This window comes from Shewanella maritima, assembly GCF_043643735.1.
GTDB classification, from domain to species: Bacteria; Pseudomonadota; Gammaproteobacteria; order Enterobacterales; family Shewanellaceae; genus Shewanella; species Shewanella maritima_A.
This window is the reverse complement of the sequence record NZ_JBHZSM010000006.1, coordinates 94,772-120,037: the sequence shown is the minus strand read 5'-3', so window position 1 is coordinate 120,037 and position 25,266 is coordinate 94,772. Positions and strand designations below refer to the sequence as shown.

Below are 25,266 nucleotides of genomic sequence, written 5' to 3'. Positions count from 1 at the left end.
GTGCCTCAGCTTAAATTTAGCTTAATATGCTATGGGATAATTGCAGAATTAATCTTTATTTATCAAAGCTGCCATTGAGGGTAAACATTAAAATAAAACAGAGATTTAACTAGTTCCCCCTCGCTAGTGAGTTCACAAATTGTCAATCTGAGACAAGTGATGAATACGCATCTACTTTTTCTTTGCCGACATAGCTAACGCACGTTGACGTGCTTGCTGCTTGAGCGAGCCTTTTTTAGTTTTACGTGTCACTGGCGCAACCTGGGTTAAGTCAGGCTCAAAACCAGTTTGCCATTGTTGAGGTAAACGCCTATCTAATAAGGCTTCTAATTTAATCAGTAATGGCTCGTCATCGACACTCAATAAAGTAATTGCTTCACCTGTTTTCCCCGCTCTGCCTGTACGGCCAATACGATGCACATAGTCTGCACTTTGAAAAGGCAACTCCATGTTGATCACACATGGCAGTTCACTGATATCAATCCCTCGTGCAGCAACATCGGTGGCCACCAGTGCGCGTAACTCGCCAGTCTTAAATTGGGCTAATACTTGTTGGCGTTGTGTTTGTGATAAGTCAGCATGCAAAGGCGCTGCTTGCGTACCTTTATTCACCAAAAATGCGGCGGTTTTATCTGCATCTTGTTTTTTGCGGCTAAAGATCAATACCTGCGGCCATGATTCAGCCTTCATCAAATGAGCTAATAACGACAACTTTCTATTCGCATCAACATTAAATACTCGCTCATTGATGCTAGGTGCACTTTGATTACGGGCAGAGGCTTCAATGACCTGTGGTTTAGATAATAAGCGTTGACTAAACCGGTGTATACGGTCATCTAAAGTGGCTGAGAATAATAGGTTCTGTCTTTTTTTAGGTAAGCGTCTCAACACATCAATGATTTCATCACGAAACCCCATGTCTAACATTCTGTCAGCTTCGTCTAATACGAGGTGTTTAATGTGCGACAAGTTCAGTGCTTGCTTACGCGCCAGATCAAGCAGCCGCCCCGGTGTTGCAATCACGATATTCGCACCATTGGCTAAAGCAGATATTTGCGTGTTTATGGCAACGCCACCATACACACATACCGTGCGTAACGCCGTTTGCTGCGCATAGCTGGCAAAATTTTCCGCCACTTGCATGGCAAGCTCGCGAGTAGGCACTAACACTAATACCTCTACAGCAGAGTCCAGCTTCTGAGAAGGCTCTTGAATAAGTTCCTGATTAGACTCACTAGTATGAGTATGCTCCGCACTGACTTTAGTTTCATTGCGCTGCATCAGGCTATGTAAGAGTGGTAACGCAAATGCTGCGGTTTTACCTGTGCCAGTTTGCGCGCCTGCCAATACATCTTTTCCAGCCATGATAGCCGGTATTGCCTGCTGCTGAATTTGGGTGGGCTGTAGATATTCCAACTCACTCAAACGCTGCAACAAGGCTGAATGTAAAGCTAATTCACCAAACGACATAAACACTCCTTTTAAATCAGCTGGCAATTCTACCATGCCACACTGATGCCTCAAGCTTGAGAGCGCTATCAGTATGAATATCTGCTGCATTCATTTAAACGCAACAATTGCGCAACAAAAGTATCAAGTATCTGTCAGGTAAATATCACACTCGCACCATAAGCTTTTCAAGGCTGAACCCATAGCGCCAAATCGCAGTTAACTATAACTTCTTGTCAAATAGGATAGACAACAACATGAAAAAGACCTGGAAAGCATCATACGGCATGCTAGCTTTAGTCGTTTCAAGTGCACTATATGCAGATGTGCTACCCACATACCAAACTCAAAGTGACTGGTATGCCGAGGCACAAAACACACTGGCAACTAAGCTCAACACTAACAATCAATTTAAAGCTAAGAATGTCATTCTATTTGTAGGCGATGGCATGGGTGTATCAACGCTCACTGCGGCGCGTATTTTACAAGGTCAGCAGCAAGGACAATCTGGTGAGGAAGGTTACTTAAGCTTTGAAACATTCCCGCACACGGCATTGGTGAAAACCTATAACGTTGATGCACAAACGCCTGATTCAGCAGGCACAATGACCGCGATGATGTCTGGCCTCAAAACCGATGTAGGTGTCATTGGTGTTGATGAAGATATTGAACGTGGTAATTGTGACACGGTCAGTGGCAATGAAGTGATCACCGCGCTAGAACTGGCTGAAATTAAAGGCTTATCAACCGGTATACTCTCTACAGCACGTATCACCCACGCGACACCTGCTGCAACCTATGCCAAATCAGCAGATAGAAACTGGGAAGATGTATCAGACATGCCTGAAGAGGCAGTAACAGCTGGCTGCACAGACATTGCCGATCAGTTAGTGAATTTTGAAGCCAATCTAGAAGCACGCTATTTAGGTGTTGATGTTGATGGTATCGACGTCATGATGGGCGGTGGTCGCCGTCATTTCCTACCAAAGGATGCGGCTTACAACAGCCCAGATGCAGTCAGTGAAGTAGAAGGCGATCGTACTGATGGACGTGATTTAACTGCTGAATGGCAGCAAAAGTATGCTGAAGGCCAGTATATTTTTGATCAAGCAGGCTTCGATAGCTTAGATGCCAACACCACTCAGGTACTGGGTCTATTCAATGAGTCTCACATGCAATATGAAGCTGATCGCAGCAACGATATTGCTGGCGAGCCTTCAATTGCCCAAATGACCGGCAAAGCGATTGATATTTTGGCCAAAAATGACAACGGCTTTTTCTTAATGGTTGAGTCAGGTCGTATCGACCACGGCCATCATGCAGGTAGTGCTTACAATGCCTTGACCGATGCCATCGCTTTCTCGGATGCAGTAAAACAAGCCGTAGAACAAACAGATCCTAATGAAACCCTGATTCTGGTTACTGCTGACCATGGTCATGTATTTACCATTGCGGGTTACCCAAAACGTGGCAACCCAATTTTAGGTAAAGTAGTCGGCATTGGCGCTACCGACCCAAGCCTTGCTAGTGATGGCCTACCTTATACCACGCTCGGTTACACCAATGGTAACGGTTTCCATGATTTAGGTGATGAAACCAATGCTGATGCGGGTTACGGCGAGGAAATTAATGCTGGCCGCCATGACCTGACTAACATCGACACGACCTCCTCAGGTTTTCACCAAGAAGCCTTAGTCCCGCTAAGCTCTGAAACCCACTCGGGTGAAGATATTGCCCTTCATGCACAAGGCCCAGGCTCACAGCTAGTACAAGGTGTGATGGAGCAAAGTGTAGTTTTCCATTTGATTGAACAAGCACTCGATCTTATTCACGAATAAACAGGTACCTATCATGAAAAAATTACAATTAACGCTTATCGCGACCGCTATTATGGGTTTATCTGCCTGTTCTGATGGTGATGATGGTGCCAATGGCACTAATGGTATTGACGGTGGTAACGGTCTCAATGGTAACGACGGTAGTAACGGTCTAAACAGTCTGGTACTTCAAACGGCTTTAGCCATGGGCAATACCCATTGTCCTAACTCGGGCGTGCAAATCGATTCTGGTTTAGATAGTAATGCTGACGGTACATTGCAAACTGGCGAAATTACTGCAACAGAATATGTATGTGTACCTGGTGAAACCTCTGTCGGCACCAATGACATCTTAACTAGCGTAAACAATAACTGGTTCATGGCAGGTCAACAGCAGGTTGCCAATGCCAAAAATAATTGGTTAGCTGCCACGCAGAACTCTGGCGCATCGCTCACATCTAGCTCGGCTCCGGCAAATATTGGTGCGACTCAAATGGCAAGTGATGTGAGCCTTGAAGCCCTGCGCGGACAAGCCAAGAATATCATTTTATTTGTTGGTGACGGTATGGGCATTTCAACCGTTACTGCTGCGCGAATTCTTGAGGGGCAGATGAATGGCTTACTCGGTGAAGAAAACCAACTAGCGTTTGATTCGTTTGAATTTGCCGGCCTTGCTAAAACTTACAATGTTGATGCACAGACACCAGATTCAGCGGGCACAATGACGGCAATGATGTCAGGTGTAAAAACCGATGCGGGAATTCTAGGTGTCAATGAGCAAGTTGAACGTGGCGACTGTTCAACCGTTGCTGGAACTGAATTAGTCACGGCACTTGAACTGGCTGAGATTGCAGGGAAATCAACAGGTGTCATTTCGACAGCTCGTATCACTCATGCTACACCGGCAGCTACCTATGCAAAATCAGCTGATCGCAACTGGGAAGATATTTCAGATATGCCAGCCGATGCCATTGCAGCAGGTTGCAGCGATATTGCAGACCAACTGGTTAACTTTAAAGAAAACCTTGAAAGTCGCATAACAGGTGCCAGCATTGATGGTATCGAAGTGGTGATGGGGGGTGGCCGCCGCCATTTCTTACCTAAAGATGCAGCTTTCAACAGCGCTGATGCGGTAAGCAGTATAGAGGGCGACCGTACAGATGGTCGAGATTTAACCGCAGAATGGCAAGCCAAGTATACCGACGGCGTGTATGTCATGGACCAATCAGGTTTTGATGCGATTGACCCAAACAACACCCAACGCGTATTAGGTTTATTCAATGAATCACATATGCAATATGAAGCTGACCGTGGCAATGACATTGCAGGTGAGCCTTCAGTGGCAGAAATGACAGCCAAAGCAATTGATATCTTAGATAACAATGATGAAGGTTTTTTCCTAATGGTTGAATCTGGGCGTATTGACCACGGCCACCATGCGGGCAGTGCCTATAATGCACTCACAGACACGATTGCGTTTTCTGACGCCATCGCCAAAGCCGTCGAAATGACTGACATGTCTGACACTTTAATCATTGTCACCGCTGATCACGGCCATGTATTTACCATTGCAGGTTACCCCAAACGCGGTAATCCAATCCTAGGTAAAGTTGTGGGCGTTGGGCAAACTGAACCAACACTTGCATCAGACGGTATGCCATACACCACATTAGGCTACACCAATGGTAATGGCTTTAAAGATTTAGGTGATGAGACCAATGCAGATGCGGGTTATTCACACGCTATCGCATCAGGTCGTCATGATTTGAGCACTGTAGATACACAATCATCAGGGTTCCACCAAGAATCTTTAGTGCCAATGAGTGCTGAAACCCATGCTGGTGAAGATGTAGGAGTATATGCCAAAGGACCAGGAGCAATGCTGGTAAACGGTACCAATGAACAAAGCATTATCTTCCACGTAATGGACTTTGCTGCAGACCTCACTCAAAAAGCTGAGCAGGCCTTAATGCAGTAATCATCTTGATCAATAAACACCGCCTAATATCTAAGCTTGCAGCTGTTATATTTTATCAGCAGTATACTCGCTAGATGTTTGGTGGTGTTCATCACCTAAATAATCGTTATTACCGAGGTAACCGTGAATATACTCACAACCCTAGTGTTTATTGTTGCAGCCAATGCCAATGCCAATACCAATGCCAATGCCAATGCCAATGCCAACACCAATGCCAACACCAATGCCAATGCCAATGCCAATGCCAATCAATGTCAGCTAAAAGCACACCAGATCAAAGCCCAGTACCAACTGACATTTGCACAAAACCAAGATCATCATGCTGATACACACATTCATCCACCCCGCACTAACCAAAGCCAGCTAACGTTATGGCGTAAAGGCAATACTGTCGCTCATCAGTATCAACAAACACGCATCACCGAAGCGTGGTATTTACTGGCTAACAAGCAAATCAAACCAACGCGTTACTTTGAACAACACCAACGTGGCATTGAGTATCAGCCGGGTGAAAACGTCCATGGCAAAACGGAGTCAGACTGGTCTTATCGCCAGCAATTAGTGTCAAATCAATTACTGCAGCAACTCACACTGGCATCTGAATCAGGTCAGGGTTGTCAGCACCAGCAATCATTCAAGCAAACCACGCCATCAGGCACACTGACATTAGTTTGGTTACCTCAATTACAGCTCATCAGCCAATTTACATGGCAAACCAGTCAAAGCACTGAAACATGGCAGTTATTAGATGTCACACACGATAGCCAGCAAGTAGATGCGTTTTTTGACCAGCTAAACCAATATCAAATGACAGACTATGCCGATATCGGTGATGATCACAGCGACCCATTTCTAACAAGTATGGTGACCTTGGGCTTTGTTGAACATGGCGCATCAGGTTTTTATGACGATAAAGGCAACGCACTCTCAGGTAGTCTCAGTGGCCACCAGCATTAACTTTGATTGTCACGGCAAGTTTGTGCATCTTAGCGGATAACCTCTGCGCAGATCTAAGGCAAGAAATTGAGCAGCGCATATAGTTAAATACATCACTTATAAGGATAAGTTTTTCACAAGGAAGAAGAATGACATTGCAGCAAGCGCAGCAGAATATGGATCACGCTTATTTAGGTGGTGGCCCTGGAGTGTTGGTATCAGGTTTAGTTTGGGGTATCGCTGCCATAGTCGCGGCTGTATCAACGCCCTTTACCAGTATGCTCACCCTATTTTTTGGCGGCATGCTCATTCACCCATTGGGAATGGTACTAGCCAAAGTGTTTAAACGTTCGGGTATGCACCAACCAGACAACCCACTGGCTAAATTGGCATTTGAAAGCACAGTCATTTTGTTTGTTGGATTGTTTATCGCCTTTTACGTAGCCAATATCAATATCAGTTTATTTTATCCCATCATGTTACTGACAATTGGTGTACGCTACCTTACTTTCCAAACACTCTATGGCAATCGCATATATTGGCTATTAGGCGCGGTGTTAATGGCTGGTGGAGTCGCATGTATGGTAATGCAAGCGCCCTTTATCACAGGTGTTGTATTAGGTTCAGTCACAGAAATAGTGTTCGGCTTACTGATCATTGTCAAAGCCAAGCAAGCCAATATGTAATGAATGACCACTGAGTTTACCCAAGCAGTCGCTAGCGACCTGCTGTTTCAGGGCCGATACCGCCATACTTTTTAGCAAAAAAGCCAATAAACACACCCACCATTAGCCCTTCTAGAGCAAACCAGTAGGGTGAAGTAAACCATCCCTGCTCACCAAAAAGTGCACCCATCAAGACGACTAAATCATCATAAATAAACAGGGTTAATACAAAGTTTAGCCATGCCCCAATAACACCACTGGTGAGCCACCAAGGTAAGTTTATCTTTAACATGGGGTGATAGGTAAATACGCCGATAACACCGATAATGCCACCGAAGGTGGTATACCACAGCAACATTGCCCATTGCATTTTGGGTGCGATATCAGCTTGCATCATGGGCAACACAAAAAAGCCCAGCAAACCAAGTGCAAAACCGATGGATTTAGCCACAACACAGCGGGTAAAGAGTGATGGTGAAGTTAACATGACAAGCTCACTTATTAAGGTAATGCCATGACTCATTGTAGCTTGTGATGATTAGACTAAATGTGACCTCGCCCACCATTAACGCCAATTGCATACCTGTACACTCAACCCAAAAGCTGACCCAAAACCTGACCCAAAATCTAAGCCAAAATCTAAGCCAAAAGCTAAGCCAAAAGCTAAGCCAAAAGCTAAGCCAAACAACACTTAATTAAATAAGCTAAGCCAAAAAGGAAGAGTAGAGTTAAGTTAAACAAAATAGTCGCATATTGAGTTCATCTTCTAAACCTATGGATTCAGGTTCTACACTGATAAAACCATTGCGTTTTAGTACAGTGATTGAACCAATATTATGCTGCACAACCCATGCTAACAAAGGTCGACTGATCATCATGTTACTAAATTTGGCGAGAGCTTGACTGGCAATACCCTGCCCCCAATATTCTCGCCCAATCCAATAGCCCACATATTGCTCGACTGGCAACAAGGATGGTGTATTTTGATCGTCCACAGAATGGTCAATTGACCAACTAACGATGCTTCCCACCAGCACAGGCGCTGGACCTGTAATGAGCCAAATACCCTCGGCAATGGCATCAGGGTTTGCCAAAATGTTTTGCTGCCAATGCGCCATAAACGCTTGGCGATCACGAGCGGGAAAGTCGGCCATGTCATTGGCTATCGGATCATCTTGAAATCGAAATAAACATTCCAAATCTCTTTCAATGACAGGACGCAGCTCAATTGCACATTTTGGGGTTGACACTGAGGACATAAAATAACCTAAACTAACCACTTATCAGGTAAGTAATATTTTAATGAGCAACATAACACTGTTTATTTATACAGTAAAGATATGCATTAATGTCATCACACCTTCATCGACTTTAACGGGAACATAAAAATACACCTATGCAGCTGATCACCCCTTCAATAGATTACCAACAAAGTTATCTCAACTATATTTCAGAGCTGGGCGATGAAGAACGCTACCCTTTTCCGCTGGATTTTGATCATCAAGATTTTCCAAGCATGTTGGCAAGAATTGATAAATTCGCTAAAGGAGAAGCCCTTGCTGAAGGAGCGGTACCGAGTAGCACCTTATGGTTAATTGAGGCAGGCGAAATTATTGGTGTCACGAATATACGCCACTTTTTATCACCGCAAATTGCACACTGTGGTGGACATATCGGGATGAGTATTCGCCCCAGTTATCGTGGTAAAGGGCTAGGCTCTACACTAATGAAGTTATCTATCAATTACTTGAAGGCAATGGATGTGAAACACATCTACGTGCATTGTTATCAATCCAATCAAGCATCGGCACAAATGATCATCGCCAATGGTGGTCAGTTGCACTCACAGGTAGTTATTGGCGAACAAACAGTGTTACGTTTTCTCATAACTGATAACTCATAACTAATGACTGATTGCTGATTGCTGATTGCTGATTGCTGATGAAAAGTAACTTCACTTAATGCATTACTCATTATTGTATAACTGACGAGTTTAGTTGCTTGCAAAGTGTCACTTATTTACCTGCTAAAACGGAGCGTTTTGAGCAACAGCAGGTGTTTCACACACACCGCTTTGAATATCAACATAGGGCGCCAACATTGGCAGTAAGGAATTCAGCACTTGCAGTGGTAAGGATGATGTAAAGCTAAAACTATCAGCCTGCTCACCAGGGACAAAAGCCGTGATCGTACCAAACAAATTATCTCCCAAGTAAAACACAAATGTCGCGGTTCGATTCATTGCTGTCGACTCCAGTTTGCGCCCTTGTTCAACCTTCGTGACCACACGATTATCGCCTGTCCCTGTTTTGCCACCAACTAAGATGTCAGGTGCGAACTGTGCCTGTAACACGGGGGTTAACCGCCGAGCTGAACCTTGTGTCACAACTAGATTCAATGCATGTTTAAGCGTATTGGCCACTTCAGGGTGCAACACTTGCTCCGGTGCGGCCGGTGTTTGCTGTAATGACACTTCATAAGGCGTTGTTTTAGCAAAATGCATTTGCGGGATCATCACGGTGGGTAACTTCGCCCCTTGGTTTTGAATAATGCCCATGAGTTCGGCAAGCGCTACAGGACGATCGCCTGAGCTGCCCAGTGCAGAAGCTAATGAAGGGACCAGGTAATCAAATGGATAACCCCATTTTGACCAGCGTTGATGAATACTGAGAAAAGCATCCACCTCAAGCATCACTTTTACCCGTATGTCACGGGCATTTTGATTACGGGTATGAAATAACCAACGATAAACAGCAACCAAGTGCTCCTGACTCAATTGCTTTAATTCACTCAAACGGATCTCAGGTTGCAAGAGCATTTGCTTAAGCACCCACACATCTAAGGGATGCGTTCGCATTAGGTAACCTTGATCCGCAAGATTAAATTTACTTTCACCATAGGTTAGATAAAGCCGATTGATTTGTTTATCAGTAAACTGTTGATCATCAAGCCTTTGTTGTAAAAATTGCTTAAGCTGCTTGGCGGTTGCTTGTGGCTGTAAGTAGCGAAATGCGGCACTCAGTGAAGCACTATCTTCAGCCAAGGTCGAATAGAAACTATTGAGCCGTTGCTCAGGTGCAAGCTTGCGATATTTTCGATAAAAACGACTGACATATTGACCACCTTCACGGGTAGCAAACGCAGCGAGATATTCATCTCTGCGAGGATCGGTATCGTTATGTAAAATTTGAGCCAGACTCCCCTGGTGATTATAGCTGCGACTATAATTGACAATGTCTCGCATCAAGCGCACAAATGGTATGTTAATTGACTGCTGTAGGGCTTGGTATAGCGTTGGATTAAGGCCGTCCTGCTTAGGATCAAAATTACTAAAAACGTGCAAACTTCCACCAGTAAAAAATCGCTCATTTGGATCAGCGGAATATGTTCGTTGCATAGCAGCATCCAACATACGGGATAAGTTACGGTCACGCGTTGCAATTAAGTAGTCAACAACCCACCGTGTAATCGCATCACCAGATTCAACATCAACGTGTGTTAAATCAGCTACAGTCTTGTCTATAAACCTTTGCTGCAACTCTGCAATGATGTCTAAATAAGTGGTGATCACCCTAAGTTTGGCAGTCGACCCCAACTCAAGTTTACTGCCTTGGTTAATATCAAAGGGCTGTGGGTTATTATCCGTTTGCACCCTCACGAGGTTGGCACCTTGGTGTGACTCATACAAAGCAAAACTGTATATCACTTTATCGAGCTGCTCAGCTGTCAGTAAATGACGCCCCAGTATCTTGGCTTTTTTGGCCTGTTCAAGTTGAGATAACTCAGCAAGATGTTGACTCACTTTTTGCTGAAGATTTGCATGTAGCGTACTGCTGAGGGTTAAATCATATCGGTCTAGGTGAAATAAATCTGTGCCTAATGATTGTGCTGCACCGATCCTCACCGCCGTAATACCTTTATCATTAAGCGGCAAATTATCGTTTTGTACTAGCAATTGGCTATCTAGCTGGAAGTATTCCGAGCTGAATTGGGGCGTATTAAAGCTTAATGAGCTGGCTAATGCCGCCTCGATTAAAGGCCTTTCAATCAAGCCATACTGTGCTAACAAGCGAATATGACTATCTGCCAGTTGATTCAACTCATTTTGCCCTTGCAGCAAATAATAAGACGGGCGTCGCTGAGCAATCATTAACGCCAATACTTGCTTAAACGCCAACCCTCTTGCCTCACTATTTTGTTCAGTGTGAGGCTGGTTAAGTAATTGATTAACTTCAGTGAATGACGCGCCAAACCAAGCATGCAAGCCATCACCAATACCGTTTACTTCACCAAACCCTCTTGCCGATGATAAAGGCACCGTATTCAAGTAATCCTGCACAATGAAGCGACGTGCTTGATAAGTTTGTTCACCGGCTTGGTATACCCGCAACATGGCCGAGCTTAATTGGATAAACTTGTCTTGCACAGACAAGGTTAATCCTTGGGGTGAGTGACGAAACTTCTCGATTTGCGTCGCCAGAGTACTGCCGCCGCCTTTGGTGGCTGATACACCTATTTTAGCCGCGATTTGGTTCACCGTTGCTTTGGCCAATCTTGGCCAGTCCACCACGGGATTATGATAGACAGTTTGCTTCATCAACTCACGGTTTTCGATAAACAATAAACTGGTGGCTATGGCTGGCGGGATCTCGCTCGGATCTCGGTACACATGTCTTGGATAATTAAAATCAAACTGCGCTTGATCACGACAGTCAAGTACCGTTAATCCAGCTTGCACTTTCTCTCGATAAGGCGGGTAAAATCCTGATTGGGCATATTGGGTTAATTGCGCAGAGAAATTAGCCTGACTAAGTACATGATATTGCCCCTGCTGCAGCCTAGACAACATTTGCGGTAATTGGGTATAACCGTATCGTTGATCAAACGGGCCATGTTGCGGGTAAACCACGTTAGCTGCAGGTTGTGGCTTGACCTTATAATCGAGCTGCTTAGCATAATGATGCATGATTTTAGCTTGATAGAATGAGCTACGGACTTCTTGGGCAATACAGTACCCAAGAGCCACAAATAACATCACCAACAATAACCCTAAACGGCTGCGTTTAACCTGAGGAGCTTGCTTAGTATAAAAGCTTTGAGGTCGTTGGGATTTGGGGCGATAGTTATCAAATTGTCTTGGTGCTGGATCACTCAAGCGCGACATTCCTTTGTTAAAATCCAAAAAAGCGCATTTTCCGCAAAGGCAGGATAATAACAGATGTCGACGCAATAAAAATCATCCAAAGCGATATATCATGGCTTGATAAGAACAAATGGTTTGCTGCTGATAGCTTATATGATTTCAGCAAAAGCGCATTGATGCTCATTATGTGTAAATTCCCCTGTGACTTTTGCCCATGTTTAACCACATGCACCGACTCACAAACAGCCATTGACTCGCATTACCAGTCAGATCATCATATTCAGTTCAGTTTCAGGACTAAGCAAATGACACAAGACCCAGTTGCACACTCAGTTGCAAAACATTTAGCTACACAACAAGCTATTATACAAAAACCAATGGTAACGACACCGCATATTACTCCGTGCTATTTAGGTTTACCTATGTGGTCACACAGTCATTGGCAGCAAAGTGTGTATCAAGACAAACAGCAGGCCCACAGGTTAGCCCATTACGCGCAAGTGTTTAATACCGTGGAGGGAAACACCACCTTTTACGCCACACCGAAAGCCAGTTCAGTCAATAACTGGCTTGACGCCACCCATAATGATTTTAGGTTCACTTTCAAATTACCTAAAACCATTACACACGAACGAAAATTGCTTCACTGTCAGCCTGAAATGAATGCTTTTTTTCGAGCACTTGAACCATTGCATCAACGAACGGGGGTGTGGAAGATTCAACTGGCAGATCATTTCGGCCCTGCATCTTTACCTGTGCTCGATCAGTTTTTAAATCAATTACCACAAGGGATGAGCTTTGGTGTGGAAGTCCGTCATAAGGCGTTTTTTGCCAAAGGCGAACACGAAAAACAGCTGAACCGCTTGTTAATGCAGCATCACTGTAGCCGGATTATTATGGATACTCGCGCAGTATTTGCTGCGCCCCCGACAAGTGCAGCAGTGATAGACGCTCACCAGAAGAAGCCTAAGGTGCCTGTTCATCCAATTGCGACCAATAATCATCCCGTCATCCGTTTTGTCGGTGGACCAGACCTGCAACAAAACCTGCAATTTTTTACTAACTGGCTCAAGCCGTTACCTCAATGGCTTAATGATGGCAAAACACCTTATATTTTTATTCATACGCCTGATAACAACGCCGCCCCCGAACAAGCCATCGCCATTTACCAACACTTAAAGCAGCATGTTACCCAGCAAATGCAGCTACATCTGCCGGAGTTCAGTTTGCCCTTATTAGCAAATAAGGCAGCAGAAGCCGAACAAGCGCAACAATCACAACTGGATTTAGGTATTTAGCCAAGCATTGTGGATAGCACTGTAATCACAGTCGAATTTGGGCATTTAACCAGTATTGTGGCTAGCACCATGCTTAGCTTGTGTTAAAATATCGCACCTCAGAATCGTTATACTTCGCCACCCAAGGAATTTATTGTGTCTGACTCTGCCATGCGCCTGAACAAATACATCAGTGATAGTGGAATTTGCTCCCGTCGTGAAGCCGATCGTTTTATCGAGCAAGGCAATGTATTTATCAATGGTAAACGTGCTCAAATTGGCGACCAAGTTGAATTTGGTGACAAGGTAAAAGTCAATGGCCGCGATATTGAACCAAGAGATGCAGAAGACTTAGTGTTTATCGCCCTGAATAAGCCTGTGGGCATTGTCAGTACGACTGAAGGAACTGAGCGCGATAATATCGTAGATTTTGTTAACCACAGCAGCCGTATTTTTCCTATTGGTCGCCTAGATAAGGATTCTCAAGGGCTGATTTTTTTGACCAACAATGGCGATTTGGTCAATAAAATATTGCGTGCAGGCAATAATCACGACAAAGAGTATGTCGTCACGGTCAATAAACCCATCACTGATGATTTCATTAAAGGTATGGCTGGCGGCGTACCGATACTTGGTGTCATGACCAAGAAGTGTAAGGTTGAGAAAGTCTCTGCCAATGCGTTTAAAATCGTGTTAGTGCAAGGACTAAACCGTCAAATCCGTCGTATGGCAGAGCACTTTGGTTATGATGTGATAAAACTTGAGCGTCAGCAAATCATGAATGTCAGTCTTAAAGGCTTACCTGTGGGCGAATGGCGTGATTTAACCAAACAAGAATTAGATGAACTATTTGGTATGCTCAAGGACTCCACTTCTGAAGACAAAAAAACCAAACCTAAGAGCAAACCAAAACCTAAGCCTAAATTGAAATCTCAGCGAGATAAAATTGAAGGCCCAGAGCATTTTATACAACATCACGGTCGAGCTAAGCCAAAACGTAACTCTTCAGGAAAAGGCAGCGCTGGCGGTAAAGGGAAGCCAAGTCACTCGCGTTCACCTAAACGCGGCAGGTAAATAAAGCTTCACCTTAACGTAAGGTTATTGTAATCTCTTTCGTGTATGCGAAAGTGTAACAATAAGAATCAATAAGAAATATCAATAGAAAAAGAGTTACAAAACGTAAATAGCTGTAATGGATACAGCCTTTTTGACAAGGAATGTTAATGATAAATAATCCAATTTTATTGGTAGATTTCCCGCAGGAGTTTACCAATCAATTCAGCCATATTGCTCAACTTCTCAATTTAACTCCAATTGATTGCGACCATGATTTATTGGCCAATTATATTGAACAATTCTCTATTGCTGATACCACAGCCATCATCCTGCACTTCTATGCAGAACCTCAGCAAGTCATGTCGCAATTTGATACAGACTTGATTAACAATCACCGCCACATTGCCATATGCCCGAAAATCACCACTGAACTTGAATTAAGCTTTATGTCTGCTGGTTTCCATGGTTGTGTTAATAGCGCTGACTCTGTCGTTGAGAAACTGCATGCAATTAAAGCAGCGCAACGCGAGCACATTCACTTTAGCCAAGCTGCCACTTCACGTTATGTATTACAGCATAAGCGTGTACCGTCATATCAAAACAGTGCAAAAATTCTAGCTGTCACTACACCCAAAGAGCAGCAAATTCTAAGCTTGATTTGGAATGGCATGACTAATGAAGAAATGGCTTTAAAGCTCGGTATTTCTATCAATACGGTAAAAATGCACGTGCAGAACATCTACAAAAAAACCAACATCAAAAACCGTGGACAGTTATTTGCTCTCGCCACAGGTTAATAGCAAGCAACGCATGTTCGATACAAAGCTATAAATACAACAAAGCCTCATGTGATGAACATGAGGCTTTGTCATTTATGGCAGCGTCTTTATCTACAAATAAAGCCACAATCTAAAAGTTTGGATCACTCTCTAACGCCTGCATCCGCTTGATATCTTCTTGGGACAACCCCATTGCCTCGCCAATAAAGCACATTTTACTCATTTCGAACATGTGCACTAACATCTGTAGTTGACCGCTATGCACCTGCACGTTTAACAAAGCGATTGCAGCTGCACCTTCATCATCACCCACTTGAGATTGTTTAATTTGCAGTAAAGCCTGATTTGCTTGCCTGCGCTGCTCAATAGTTTGGGCAAACTCAAGTGCACTTTCAGGTTGATAACAGACTGAGTTTTTTGACAGTTCGGTTTGAAAGCCCTCAAAGGCCAGTAAATATTGATCAGCCAGTGCCAATGTTTGCTCACCGACTTGATACATTTGACCGATATATTCTGAATTAAGCGCCTTTACTGCACTCTTTGAGTTGTCAGCAACGGATTGAAGCTTTTCCATCAACTCGGTTTGACGGTCACCGAGACTGGTAGACTGCTCCAACAAAGGTTCAGTTGCGGCGTTGTATTGATCGATGGCGAATTGATTGCTGGCAAACGCAAATTGTGTGTGAGAAAACAATAGCAACGCCGCCAAGTAAACAATATTGTTTTGACGTCGAGATAGCGACATGTGCCGTCCTTAACTAAGTCATGTATCTGCTGTTTAAGCATCAGCTTAATTGAGCGGATAAACACATACAATCATCACATAGTGTTGATGCCGATGAGCCATCTACCCGAAGTGATAAGGCAATAAAGACTGCAGGCTATTTTGTCTTGTATAAATAAAAAGGCAAACACCAAGGATGCTTGCCTAACGAACAGGACGACGCTGCTAAGTTAAACTTTGCGAAACACTCTGCTTGAAAGCAAAGAGTTTCATCATTTAACCAATCGCTTAATCGATTAATAGTTTGGTCAATAATTGAGACTGACTCAGTAAATCAACTTTCTTACTTGGTTTTCCATTCACGGTTAGATGAAGCTGTGGATCGTCTAAAAAATCTCTGGCTTGCTCGGCCGTATAAATAATGGGCGTCTGTAAGTGGTACTCTTGAGATGCCTCGACATCTAACTGCAGATATAAGGATTCTGAACGAACCCAATGCCCTGAGTCATCGGCATTTCCTTGAAATAAATCTCGATAGTTTATTTCTATGAGTGTCGCACCACTCTTTAAGCCATCGACGTTGTTAAAGCCTGTTTCTTGTCCATTGATACTTTCAATATTCAAATTGTCATTGGTTGTAATGCTTGCAGCTGCGACTTGGTAGCTAGTGAGTGATAAAGCCATAATAACTGTGCTTACCACTGCTGAGGTTTTTAGGTTCATAACGCGCTCCGTTGTGTTACTGATACTAGGTCGGCACATCACCGACAACATCATTCCAACACCAGGCCAAAAATCACTTCAGCATGCCGTAGAAGGAAAGGTTACTGAAATAGACCTTGCCATTACTCGCCTTATTACAAATGAGAAGATTAAAAAACCTTCACCTTGGGTAAACTCCTATAACGACTGTTAAAAACAGTGCAGTTCAATCCAAACTGCAAAGAGCTGATACAGGAAAAATATGTACAATCAAAGCCGCCTGACGTATATCAGGCGGCTTTGATTGTGATGATGCAGTGCGATTAAAGTGCAGTACAGTTTTGTAAAATATGGCTATAGAGACATTATGAACGCAATCACTTGTGTGCGCTCTGATTGAGTTAATGCCATAAAGTCTTGCTGGCTCTGTTCAGCTTCACCGCCATGCCACACAATCGCTTCTTCTAATGTTGCAGCGCGGCCATCATGTAAAAAGCCTGCTTGAGGGTTAACTGTCTGAGTCAATCCTATGCCCCACAATGGACGAGTTCGCCACTCCCTACCCGTGGCTAAGAAGTCTGGACGACCATCAGCTAACTCTTCTCCCATGTCATGCAGTAACATGTCTGTGAATGGATAAATTGTCTGCCCTTTGAGCGCATCAATCATTGGTTTGCCACCCACATCACCCGATGTTTTGGTGACAAAGCTTGGTGTATGGCAACCTGAGCAGTTTAGTTGCTCAAATAACCGCGCACCCTCACGAACGTTATCATCTGTCACATTCCTTCGAGCTGGCACTGCTAAGGTTTCAGAGTAAAACACGACTTCATCGCTGAATGCCTGACCAACCTCCGTATTGCCATTAATATCTGTGCCAGTGTCAACAAAGCCAGTACGAGTAAGGTAAGAGTCATGCAAGCTGGTGCCTGCTATGCTTTCGTCTGGGAACAGCGGGTTGGTAATACCAATGTCGCCTCTAAGTGCACCTAGTGATTGCACTCGCACACTCGGCGTATTGGCTTTCCAACCAAATCGGCCTAACGAGACGGGTGAATCATCATTATTTTGTGCTTTAACTGCATCAAATACCCAATTCGCTCGACCAGAAATACCGTCGTTATTTGAGTCTTCTATATCAACTAATGCCAAGATGTCCGCTTCAGGAATCGCCTCTAGCAACCCAAGGCCAAACACTGGCATGCCGTTGCGCCAGCCCATGAGGACATTGTCTTGCAGCAAGTTTGACGTCACATTCACGCTTTGTTTCGTTTCACCTGGCGAATCATAAGGGTTTTCCACCTCAAAAATAGGTTTCTTCAACCTTAAGCTAGTGCCATCTGGGTAAGTCACGGTTTTATACTCATAGGATAAATACACATCGGCCTGACCACCAAATGCATGGTCTTGCCAATCTTCGCGGGCTTTTAGTACGCCACGGTGAAATAATTGTCCACCAAAGTCAGGCACAGCAATGGGCGCACAGTAGTTATTATCAATGCTACCAACCGTGCAAGGTTCATCTTGTGCTAGGCTGATGCGCAGAAACATGCCTGCATCTGACCCAAGTTTTACTCGTTGTTGTTCAGCCGTTAAAAATGGCGTTGAATTCCGCCCGTCCCTTTGATGGCAAGAATTGCAGTCGGCATTATTAAATACTGGACCTAAGCCATCGAGTTCAGGATGTGCGGTATTGGGCGCGGTGGTAAAGCTGGTTTCAAAGTGAGTATCACCTGCTAAATGCTGCGCTAGTTCTATATCGGTAAGGTTTGGTGCTGGAGTAGAAAACCCGTGGCCAGAATTGCCAGCTTGATAAGTAGTGGTGTCGCCACCGGATGCGGTAATATCAGTGTAGCTCGGGTATGTGATTACTGGCGCTTGAGTCTCATCGTCTCCGCTGCCGCCACAACCAACAAGTATCATACCGATTAGCGTGATACCAAAGCCTGTTTTTATAAGTGGGTAATGTTTCATCAGTCATCTCACACGTGCGAAAAGCAAAATAGGCGGAGCGGTTTTCACCACTCCACCGATTAACTAAGCTAGCTTTGGTTAGTTATTCCAATCAGAAAGCAGTGCAATAACATCTGTTTCTAAGCTAGTTTGAAGTGTAGTTAATGCTTCTACTGCAGCTTGTACACGTTCACGACCTTGTTCATCTAAAATGGCTTGTCTAAACGGCATGTCATTTTCACCAGCAATCGCTTCAATGGCAGCAATTGCAGTGTCAATTTCAGATCCAATGCGTGTTGCTAAGGTTGCATCCGCAGCAGCAACAAAGTCGACAATACCTTGCTCATCAGCTTCTCCAGTAAACTCGCCTTGGTAAACATTTTTCACGCCTTTGATGTTATCGGCAAAGTCAGTGAGTGAATTCCAAGAATATTGAGACTCTACTTTTGATGTGTCAGCATTGGCTAGGCTATCACCAAATGGATCTGCAATTTTGCCGTTACCTACTTCATCCACAATACCAATCATGCCGTTGATCAGCTCTTCAATAACGGCAAGTTCAGATGCATAAATTGTGTTGTCGTCACTACCTGAGTCTGTCAGTAATTCAGCATAAGGTTTTGCATTGCTGTCTTGTGGATTGTGGCTAATTTGCCATGCGTCATCTAATTGATCTGCATAGTCTTTAAATACTTCAGCTAAGGCGATTAAGTACTCACGCTCTTTCGTGGTTAACTCACTAATTAACTTATCGTTGTCATTCACGCCATCGCCGAATAATAAGTACTCAATAGTGTGAAAACCTTGCACATCATCATTCCAACCTTTAATGGTTTCTGCATCAAAGCCTGAACTGTTATCTAGCTGAGTCTGTAAATCTGTTGTGTTAAGTGGCCAGCTATCTAAATGCGGGTCAATACTGAGTGAATCAACTGGGCCAAAAATGTGTGACTCGCCTTGCTCCCATGGCTCACGCGCCGCTTTCCATGCTGCTTGAGCAGCAGTTAAGTCCGCTTGATCTGTTGAGTTAACTAATGCTTGAGTTGCCAATAATAGATTATCTGCTTGAGCAGCTAGGTTGGCATATCCCACTACAATCACATTGTCGGTTAGGTTGCTGATCATGTCAGTTGCATTAAAATCAAAACCCGTTTCAGGTGCTGTGATTGGCGTTGACTCATCTGAACCTGAGCCGCCGCATGCAGCTAAGGTGGTGATTAAGGCGATTGCAATAGCGCTATATTTAACTTTCATCTAAAACTCCATTTCATACATTTTTGTGTGCAATGATTGCCATGTGGCTAATGTTTGTATTTATTTTGTGGGTAACAAAAAAGCTGTTTGCCTACAGTGAGAATTGGTAACCCACCCCAAGCGCAAAAAAGTTAGTATCAGGAATGCTCTTCACAGCCACCTGATGTAGGCCGCCTTCAGCCTTCAATACAATTTCAGGAATAGGTGAATAGTTAATACCGACACTGCTCCACGTATTTTCATATCGCTTAGTCGCTGTGCCAGATTCGACTTCCATCAAAGGGTTGGAATAATCAATGTTGGCAAATACCGTCATGGGTAGATCCCACCATTGATTGAGGTTAATGCCCGCTTCAACAAAGAAAGCCTGTGACTTACTGCCTAGCTGAGCAAAGTTACCGGGGCGTAAACCTGGTGTGGTTTTGTTAGCTAATGTAATCGCATCAGTGTCAGACAGCGTGCCATACAGATATTGGCCACGGAGGACCCAAGGGCCTTCAACATAAGCAGCCGCGACAGACACAATACTTAATGTGCCATCAACATTGAGTTTGTTACTTTTATTGCGATTACCTGTGGTATTACCATAGTAATAAGCAATACCTGCGGCTAATCCACCCTCTTTAAAACTGCCGTAATCTAATCGTCCTGCGAAGGCTAAGTCATCTGCATTAACATGCTCAAAACGACGTTGGTGGCCAGATGCCACCCAATCATAGGTGCGGAAGTATTCTGAATTTAAGCCACTGACTACTTGCGCTTGGTAATGAAAATCACCCAAGTCACCAAAAACACCGATACCCATTTCATTCCAGACAGCAGGGATCATCGCCGCTTCACTTTTATGGCGTTGCACAGTGAGATATTGATTAGGTTTGTGTAAAGTGCTGCCAAGTCCGATGGGTAAATGGATGTTACCGAACTTCACGCCGAAGGCGTCGCTTGCTTGATATTTTATTTCTGCCTTTTCAACGATGATTTCACCGCCGGCTTCTACCTCTGATTCAAATTCACCAAATTCATCAAAGCCATCATATTCAAGCGCTGCACCGGTGCCACCATGCTCATATTCAATTTCAACTTCCATGCTCCATTGGTCATTAAATTGATAACCGAACTCGGTAACAATGCGCTCTAGATCAAAGCGGCTTCGGCGCTCTGGCGATGTATCTTGTACGTTGTCAAAGTATTCATCACTAGTGAATACCGCACTACCATAGGACTTGAAGCTAAATTTATCTTTTTGCTGTTGTACCTGCGCAACTTGAGTTACTTGCGAATCCAGCTTTTCAATTGCTTGAGTATTTTCGGCCACCTGAGTATGAGATGGCACTTCAGCTTGAATTGACTGTGGATGACTTGATTGCTGATGGTTTGACTGCGCTTTTGCAGCTTGCTCAAGTTTTGCTAGTTGCAATTTTAACTCTGCAATTTGCGCTTCTTGCTTGGCAATTGCCTCAGCTAAGGCTTGAGTTGATATGGATTGGTCTGATTCAGCATAGGCGTTGAAGCTACCGGTTAACAGTGCAATTGATAGGGCTACCAATGAGAGTTTTGCTTTCATTCACTTCTCCGAAAAACGTCAAATATTACAGACTGATTTGCCATCATCATTTTGATGAGATTTCAATGTGGCAACATCTTAGACCGAATGAGAACTATTTTCATTAATATTTACACTATTAATTACAATATTTTTTACTTACCGTTTACAAAGATGATAATTCACCATGATTTTGGGATACTTTCGGGTCACTTCATGCTGTAGTATCTAAGTGTCTTCCAGTACGGTAAACAAGGCTATTTGATTATATGAGTTCAGCAATGTTGGCGCCTATTCGCACTAACCCTCAATACTTATTACTGGGTATGACCTTCGTCATGTCGATGGTATTCGCGGTATGGCAGGCATTACTCAATAACTTTGTAATTGAAAAAGCTGCCTTTACCGGTGCTGAAATCGGTATATTACAAAGTTTAAGAGAGGTTCCCGGCTTTCTTGCTTTTACCGCTGTATTCGTCTTGTCACTCATTAAAGAGCAAGCTTTTGCCCTATTAGCACTTGCCACATTATGTATCGGAGTGGCGATTACCGGCTTTTTCCCTGATGTCATTGGTTTATACCTCACCACTATTTTGATGTCGGTAGGTTTTCACTATTTCGAGACCATTAATCAGTCACTGACATTGCAATGGGTCGATAAGCTCAATGCTCCTGCTTTCATGGGAAAGGCCTTAGCTTGGCGTTCAGCTGCAGCTTTGCTTGGTTACGGCAGTATATGGTTATTTATGACTTGGATGCATCTGGACTATGTGTGGATGTACGCCATCATTGGCTGTAGTGGTTTACTGATGGTCATCATGATGTGGAGTTATTTCCCTCGCTTTGCTCAGGGACAAAGCCAGCACAAACACTTATTACTCAGAAAACGTTATTGGTTATATTACTTGCTAACCTTTTTCTCAGGTGCACGTAGGCAAATATTCATGGTATTTGCTGGATTTATGATGGTCGAGAAGTTTGGTTATAGTGTTTCTGAAATCACCGCACTATTTTTAATTAACTATGTCATTAACCTTTTATTTGCGCCTGCCATTGGTCGATTTATTGGTCGTGTCGGTGAGCGAAGAGCATTAATCATTGAATACGTAGGATTGTTTGTGGTGTTTAGCTGCTATGCTTTCGTAGAAAACGCCCATGTTGCTGGTGCCTTGTACGTCATTGATCATCTATTATTTGCCATGGCAATTGCGATGAAAACCTACTTCCAAAAAATTGCAGATGAAAAAGACATCGCATCAACCATGTCAGTTAGCTTTACTATCAATCATATTGCTGCTGTGGTGATCCCAATAATATTAGGTTTATTATGGTTAAATTCGCCTAAAGCGGTATTTTTAATTGGTGCTGGCTTTGCTATTTGTTCATTATTACTGGCCTGTAATGTACCAAGTAAACCATCTGCAGGTAATGAAACATTATGGCCACGTAACTCGTAATACTTTATCTGAAATACAAATGATTAATAAAAATGTTCAATAAAGCGTAAAGGGCAAGTGCATTTATGGCAGATAACCCCGTAGAAACTAAACAATCTGAAGTAGTGAATGGTTCCGCAAGACAAAAAACCTTGCAGCTAGGCCGTTTCCTTGGTTTAGCTAGTGAAGCTAATTATAACCCCTCTTCCGCTTCCACTACTGAGCGAGCACAGTTTCGGTTGCAAAAACAACAGAATCAATTTCAACTGAATCTAGAAACTATCTTTGCACTTGCGCTGAACTACACTCCGTCAGATGTCACTGGAGCTGAGTTAGATTTAGATTGGCGTTACCATTTTTTTAAAATGGCAGAGCAAATTCATAACCGTAAAATGCAGGATTTGTGGGCTCGAATTTTAGCTAGTGAAGTGGTTTCACCAGGGCAATTTAGCTTGCGCACCTTGTCACTGCTGCAGCAATTAACATTGCGTGAGGCACAAGTGTTTGAAAAAGCACTTGGGATGTCAGTCAAGATCAACCAAGAAACGCGATATAAACTGCTCAGTGGGTATAGGATAACTGGTGGGTTAAAACAGTATTTTAGAAAGAATCCCAGTCAAAATCTGGCCTTATCGCAATTTGGTTTGCCGTACTCAAGCATTTTGACTCTAGTAGATGCAGGCCTATTACATAAAAGCGAATTCGAAACAGGTATTTTAGAAAGCAAAACACCCATTTTTTTAACGGTAAATAGCGAGCAAATTAAGCTGACCCCGAAGAGTAATCACTTGCTGTTTACTTATTATCGCTTTACACCGGTAGGGGATGAGCTTAGTAAACTCATTACAGCGCAAACTGATAGTCAATACCTGCACAGTTTACGCGCTCTTTTGAATAAAGACTTTGACTAAATCTGTGGTTGAATATCTTGTTGTGAAAGGATGTGATTGAATCCTGCCAAATCATGACTCTGAATAATTAAGCAACTGAATAAAAGAATGGTTGCTAAAACCAGCTCAAATGACGAAAGCTGACAAGTTAAAATTTATAAAGGTGCGCGTATTTGGCTTTATGCTGAGAAAACAAAAATTGCCTTAATGTTTCTCTCGACTCATCAGCAACGTTTATCCTTGCCGCAACGACATCCTCTTCAGCACGAACGGTTTCAAAATCCATTTCAATTTCTTGATCGTTTGGTAGTAACAGTTTTACGGGTTTGACCGAACAAGCAGTCACTCCTGATGGCAACTTCATTGTTAGACCAGAGCTCGACAGTGACAACACCTCAACAGATTGCTGGCTAAGATCGTCAATCACTTTGACGTTTTGTAAATTGTCGACTCGCCAAGAACGTTCGCTACCGCGAGTATCAAGCACCTCCGGCACACCTAGCTTTGGAATAAATTGGCCTAGCTCATCACGGTGTAATACCAAAGGAAACCATAGCCGATAATGTTTGAACTCAGCCAATAAGGTGAGTTTTGATCCACCTAATATTTTGGTTAACACTTGAGGGATCTCTGTAGCGACACTCAAATAATGATTTTCAGGTTCTACATCGTCTTCATGCGATGTTTGGGCTGCTAAATGACTATCCACACAGGCTACTTGCGGTGAAAATAGTTCATTAAAACAAGCTAGCTCCTCTTCAGAAAGCGTGGACATGTTTTGACTCTTATAGTAGGTATCATTTTGTAACAAGGGCGTAATATAGCACTTTTGTTTGAAGCCGAACAAACTTTAACCATAGCTAAATGAATTTATTGACAATGAATATCACCAGACATAATCCATAGTAACTACCAAGTCGGTAGAGAGTTATTACTTTGCATGTGTTAACGCTGGAACTAGATATGAATTGGTACTAGAAATGAGTTGGTGCTAGAAATGAGTTGGTGCTAGAGAGATAGAGTGACTGTAGAGACACGACAAAAATGATTTATTCGATTGAATTAACAAGGTTAAAAATTTAAAGGAAAGTAAAATACAGAAGGAAGTAATGGCTGGGGTACCAGGATTTGAACCTGGGAATGCCGAGATCAAAACCCGGTGCCTTACCGCTTGGCGATACCCCAATAGAATTGTTTACATTTGGAAATCTAAAGAAATTGAAATTTGATGGTACGGGAGGAGAGACTTGAACTCTCACACCTTGCGGCACCAGAACCTAAATCTGGCGTGTCTACCAATTCCACCACTCCCGCACTGATTCTCTTTTTCCTGAGAAAGGTGTCAGCCCTATGTCTAAAGCAAAGCTTTAACTAACTGACTAAACTCTAGTTTGACATCTTGAGAAGATGGTAGCAATGGCGGGACTTGAACCTGCGACCCCAGCATTATGAGTGCTGTGCTCTAACCAGCTGAGCTACATTGCCAAAAAATGGCTGGGATACCAGGATTCGAACCTGGGAATGCCGAGATCAAAACCCGGTGCCTTACCGCTTGGCGATATCCCAAAAGCTTTGAGAAGTAATAAGAATGGCTGGGATACCAGGATTCGAACCTGGGAATGCCGAGATCAAAACCCGGTGCCTTACCGCTTGGCGATATCCCA

Annotated in this window: 20 protein-coding genes and 5 tRNA genes; 10 read left to right on the top strand and 15 right to left on the bottom strand. The window is 43.4% G+C overall.

Going from position 1 to position 25,266, the window contains the following annotated elements; translation table 11 throughout:
* Positions 1 to 171: 171 nt before the first annotated feature.
* The gene (locus ACHUGF_RS08990) at positions 172 to 1,470 is read right to left on the bottom strand and encodes a DEAD/DEAH box helicase (protein WP_394130523.1); all 1,299 of its coding nucleotides are present in this window, start codon (positions 1,468 to 1,470) and stop codon (positions 172 to 174) included.
* Between the two features lie 236 nt (positions 1,471 to 1,706).
* Between ACHUGF_RS08990 and ACHUGF_RS08985 the strand changes: the two genes are divergently transcribed.
* The 4 genes from ACHUGF_RS08985 to ACHUGF_RS08970 all read left to right on the top strand — a co-directional run bounded on the left by ACHUGF_RS08985 (position 1,707) and on the right by ACHUGF_RS08970 (position 6,866).
* On the top strand, positions 1,707 to 3,287 hold the full coding sequence (locus ACHUGF_RS08985; RefSeq protein WP_394130521.1) for an alkaline phosphatase: 1,581 nt from the start codon (positions 1,707 to 1,709) through the stop codon (positions 3,285 to 3,287).
* Positions 3,288 to 3,300: 13 nt separating this feature from the next.
* Complete coding sequence (locus ACHUGF_RS08980) at positions 3,301 to 5,244, top strand: alkaline phosphatase (RefSeq protein WP_394130519.1); 1,944 nt, start codon at positions 3,301 to 3,303, stop codon at positions 5,242 to 5,244.
* Between the two features lie 123 nt (positions 5,245 to 5,367).
* On the top strand, positions 5,368 to 6,201 hold the full coding sequence (locus ACHUGF_RS08975; protein ID WP_394130517.1) for a hypothetical protein: 834 nt from the start codon (positions 5,368 to 5,370) through the stop codon (positions 6,199 to 6,201).
* Between the two features lie 128 nt (positions 6,202 to 6,329).
* Entirely contained in the window at positions 6,330 to 6,866 is a 537-nt protein-coding gene (locus ACHUGF_RS08970; RefSeq protein ID WP_394130516.1) for a DUF7010 family protein, read from the top strand.
* A gap of 31 nt (positions 6,867 to 6,897) precedes the next feature.
* Here the strand turns inward: ACHUGF_RS08970 and ACHUGF_RS08965 are convergent, their stop codons facing one another.
* Positions 6,898 to 7,332 (bottom strand): hypothetical protein, encoded by a 435-nt coding sequence (locus tag ACHUGF_RS08965; protein WP_394130514.1) that lies wholly within the window; start codon positions 7,330 to 7,332, stop codon positions 6,898 to 6,900.
* Between the two features lie 241 nt (positions 7,333 to 7,573).
* Complete coding sequence (locus ACHUGF_RS08960; RefSeq protein ID WP_394130512.1) at positions 7,574 to 8,104, bottom strand: GNAT family N-acetyltransferase; 531 nt, start codon at positions 8,102 to 8,104, stop codon at positions 7,574 to 7,576.
* Positions 8,105 to 8,241: 137 nt separating this feature from the next.
* Between ACHUGF_RS08960 and ACHUGF_RS08955 the strand changes: the two genes are divergently transcribed.
* Entirely contained in the window at positions 8,242 to 8,748 is a 507-nt protein-coding gene (locus tag ACHUGF_RS08955; RefSeq protein WP_394130510.1) for a GNAT family N-acetyltransferase, read from the top strand.
* Between the two features lie 123 nt (positions 8,749 to 8,871).
* On the opposite strand, the gene ACHUGF_RS08950 is transcribed toward ACHUGF_RS08955, so the two are convergent.
* Positions 8,872 to 12,000 carry a transglycosylase domain-containing protein gene (locus tag ACHUGF_RS08950; protein WP_394130509.1) on the bottom strand — a complete coding sequence of 1,043 codons (3,129 nt, stop codon included), beginning with the start codon at positions 11,998 to 12,000 and terminating at the stop codon, positions 8,872 to 8,874.
* Positions 12,001 to 12,365: 365 nt separating this feature from the next.
* On the opposite strand from ACHUGF_RS08950, the gene ACHUGF_RS08945 reads away from it, so the two are divergent.
* The 3 genes from ACHUGF_RS08945 to ACHUGF_RS08935 all read left to right on the top strand — a co-directional run bounded on the left by ACHUGF_RS08945 (position 12,366) and on the right by ACHUGF_RS08935 (position 15,118).
* Positions 12,366 to 13,286: a DUF72 domain-containing protein gene (locus ACHUGF_RS08945; RefSeq protein WP_394130634.1), complete on the top strand. Its 921-nt coding sequence runs from the start codon at positions 12,366 to 12,368 to the stop codon at positions 13,284 to 13,286.
* Between the two features lie 135 nt (positions 13,287 to 13,421).
* The gene (gene rluF / locus ACHUGF_RS08940; protein ID WP_394130507.1) at positions 13,422 to 14,339 is read left to right on the top strand and encodes a 23S rRNA pseudouridine(2604) synthase RluF; all 918 of its coding nucleotides are present in this window, start codon (positions 13,422 to 13,424) and stop codon (positions 14,337 to 14,339) included.
* Positions 14,340 to 14,488: 149 nt separating this feature from the next.
* Positions 14,489 to 15,118, top strand: a complete 630-nt coding sequence (locus ACHUGF_RS08935) for a helix-turn-helix transcriptional regulator (RefSeq protein WP_394130505.1) — start codon at positions 14,489 to 14,491, stop codon at positions 15,116 to 15,118.
* 112 nt (positions 15,119 to 15,230) lie between these two features.
* Here the strand turns inward: ACHUGF_RS08935 and ACHUGF_RS08930 are convergent, their stop codons facing one another.
* The 5 genes from ACHUGF_RS08930 to ACHUGF_RS08910 form a co-directional block, all read right to left on the bottom strand.
* Positions 15,231 to 15,845, bottom strand: a complete 615-nt coding sequence (locus tag ACHUGF_RS08930; protein WP_394130504.1) for a hypothetical protein — start codon at positions 15,843 to 15,845, stop codon at positions 15,231 to 15,233.
* Positions 15,846 to 16,112: 267 nt separating this feature from the next.
* Positions 16,113 to 16,547, bottom strand: coding sequence for a DUF2057 family protein (locus ACHUGF_RS08925; protein WP_394130503.1), 435 nt, complete (start codon positions 16,545 to 16,547; stop codon positions 16,113 to 16,115).
* Positions 16,548 to 16,880: 333 nt separating this feature from the next.
* Positions 16,881 to 18,500, bottom strand: coding sequence for a di-heme oxidoredictase family protein (locus ACHUGF_RS08920; RefSeq protein WP_394130502.1), 1,620 nt, complete (start codon positions 18,498 to 18,500; stop codon positions 16,881 to 16,883).
* 78 nt (positions 18,501 to 18,578) lie between these two features.
* The gene (locus tag ACHUGF_RS08915; RefSeq protein WP_394130500.1) at positions 18,579 to 19,733 is read right to left on the bottom strand and encodes an imelysin family protein; all 1,155 of its coding nucleotides are present in this window, start codon (positions 19,731 to 19,733) and stop codon (positions 18,579 to 18,581) included.
* A 91-nt stretch (positions 19,734 to 19,824) separates the two neighbouring features.
* A complete protein-coding gene (locus ACHUGF_RS08910) occupies positions 19,825 to 21,297 on the bottom strand; it encodes a hypothetical protein (protein ID WP_394130498.1) in 1,473 nt (490 codons plus the stop codon).
* Positions 21,298 to 21,545: 248 nt separating this feature from the next.
* Here ACHUGF_RS08910 and ACHUGF_RS08905 point away from each other — a divergent pair, with 248 nt between their 5' ends.
* Positions 21,546 to 22,733 carry an MFS transporter gene (locus tag ACHUGF_RS08905; protein WP_394130497.1) on the top strand — a complete coding sequence of 396 codons (1,188 nt, stop codon included), beginning with the start codon at positions 21,546 to 21,548 and terminating at the stop codon, positions 22,731 to 22,733.
* Positions 22,734 to 22,798: 65 nt separating this feature from the next.
* Positions 22,799 to 23,623 (top strand): TIGR03899 family protein, encoded by an 825-nt coding sequence (locus ACHUGF_RS08900; RefSeq protein WP_394130495.1) that lies wholly within the window; start codon positions 22,799 to 22,801, stop codon positions 23,621 to 23,623.
* A gap of 127 nt (positions 23,624 to 23,750) precedes the next feature.
* On the opposite strand, the gene ACHUGF_RS08895 is transcribed toward ACHUGF_RS08900, so the two are convergent.
* From ACHUGF_RS08895 to ACHUGF_RS08870, 6 genes are all read right to left on the bottom strand, one after another.
* On the bottom strand, positions 23,751 to 24,377 hold the full coding sequence (locus tag ACHUGF_RS08895; protein ID WP_394130493.1) for a PilZ domain-containing protein: 627 nt from the start codon (positions 24,375 to 24,377) through the stop codon (positions 23,751 to 23,753).
* Positions 24,378 to 24,712: 335 nt separating this feature from the next.
* Positions 24,713 to 24,787: transfer RNA gene (locus tag ACHUGF_RS08890), tRNA-Gln, on the bottom strand.
* A 44-nt stretch (positions 24,788 to 24,831) separates the two neighbouring features.
* Positions 24,832 to 24,916, bottom strand: a tRNA-Leu gene (locus ACHUGF_RS08885).
* Positions 24,917 to 25,010: 94 nt separating this feature from the next.
* A tRNA-Met gene (locus tag ACHUGF_RS08880) sits at positions 25,011 to 25,087 on the bottom strand.
* Between the two features lie 6 nt (positions 25,088 to 25,093).
* Positions 25,094 to 25,168, bottom strand: a tRNA-Gln gene (locus tag ACHUGF_RS08875).
* A gap of 23 nt (positions 25,169 to 25,191) precedes the next feature.
* Positions 25,192 to 25,266 (bottom strand) — tRNA-Gln (locus ACHUGF_RS08870).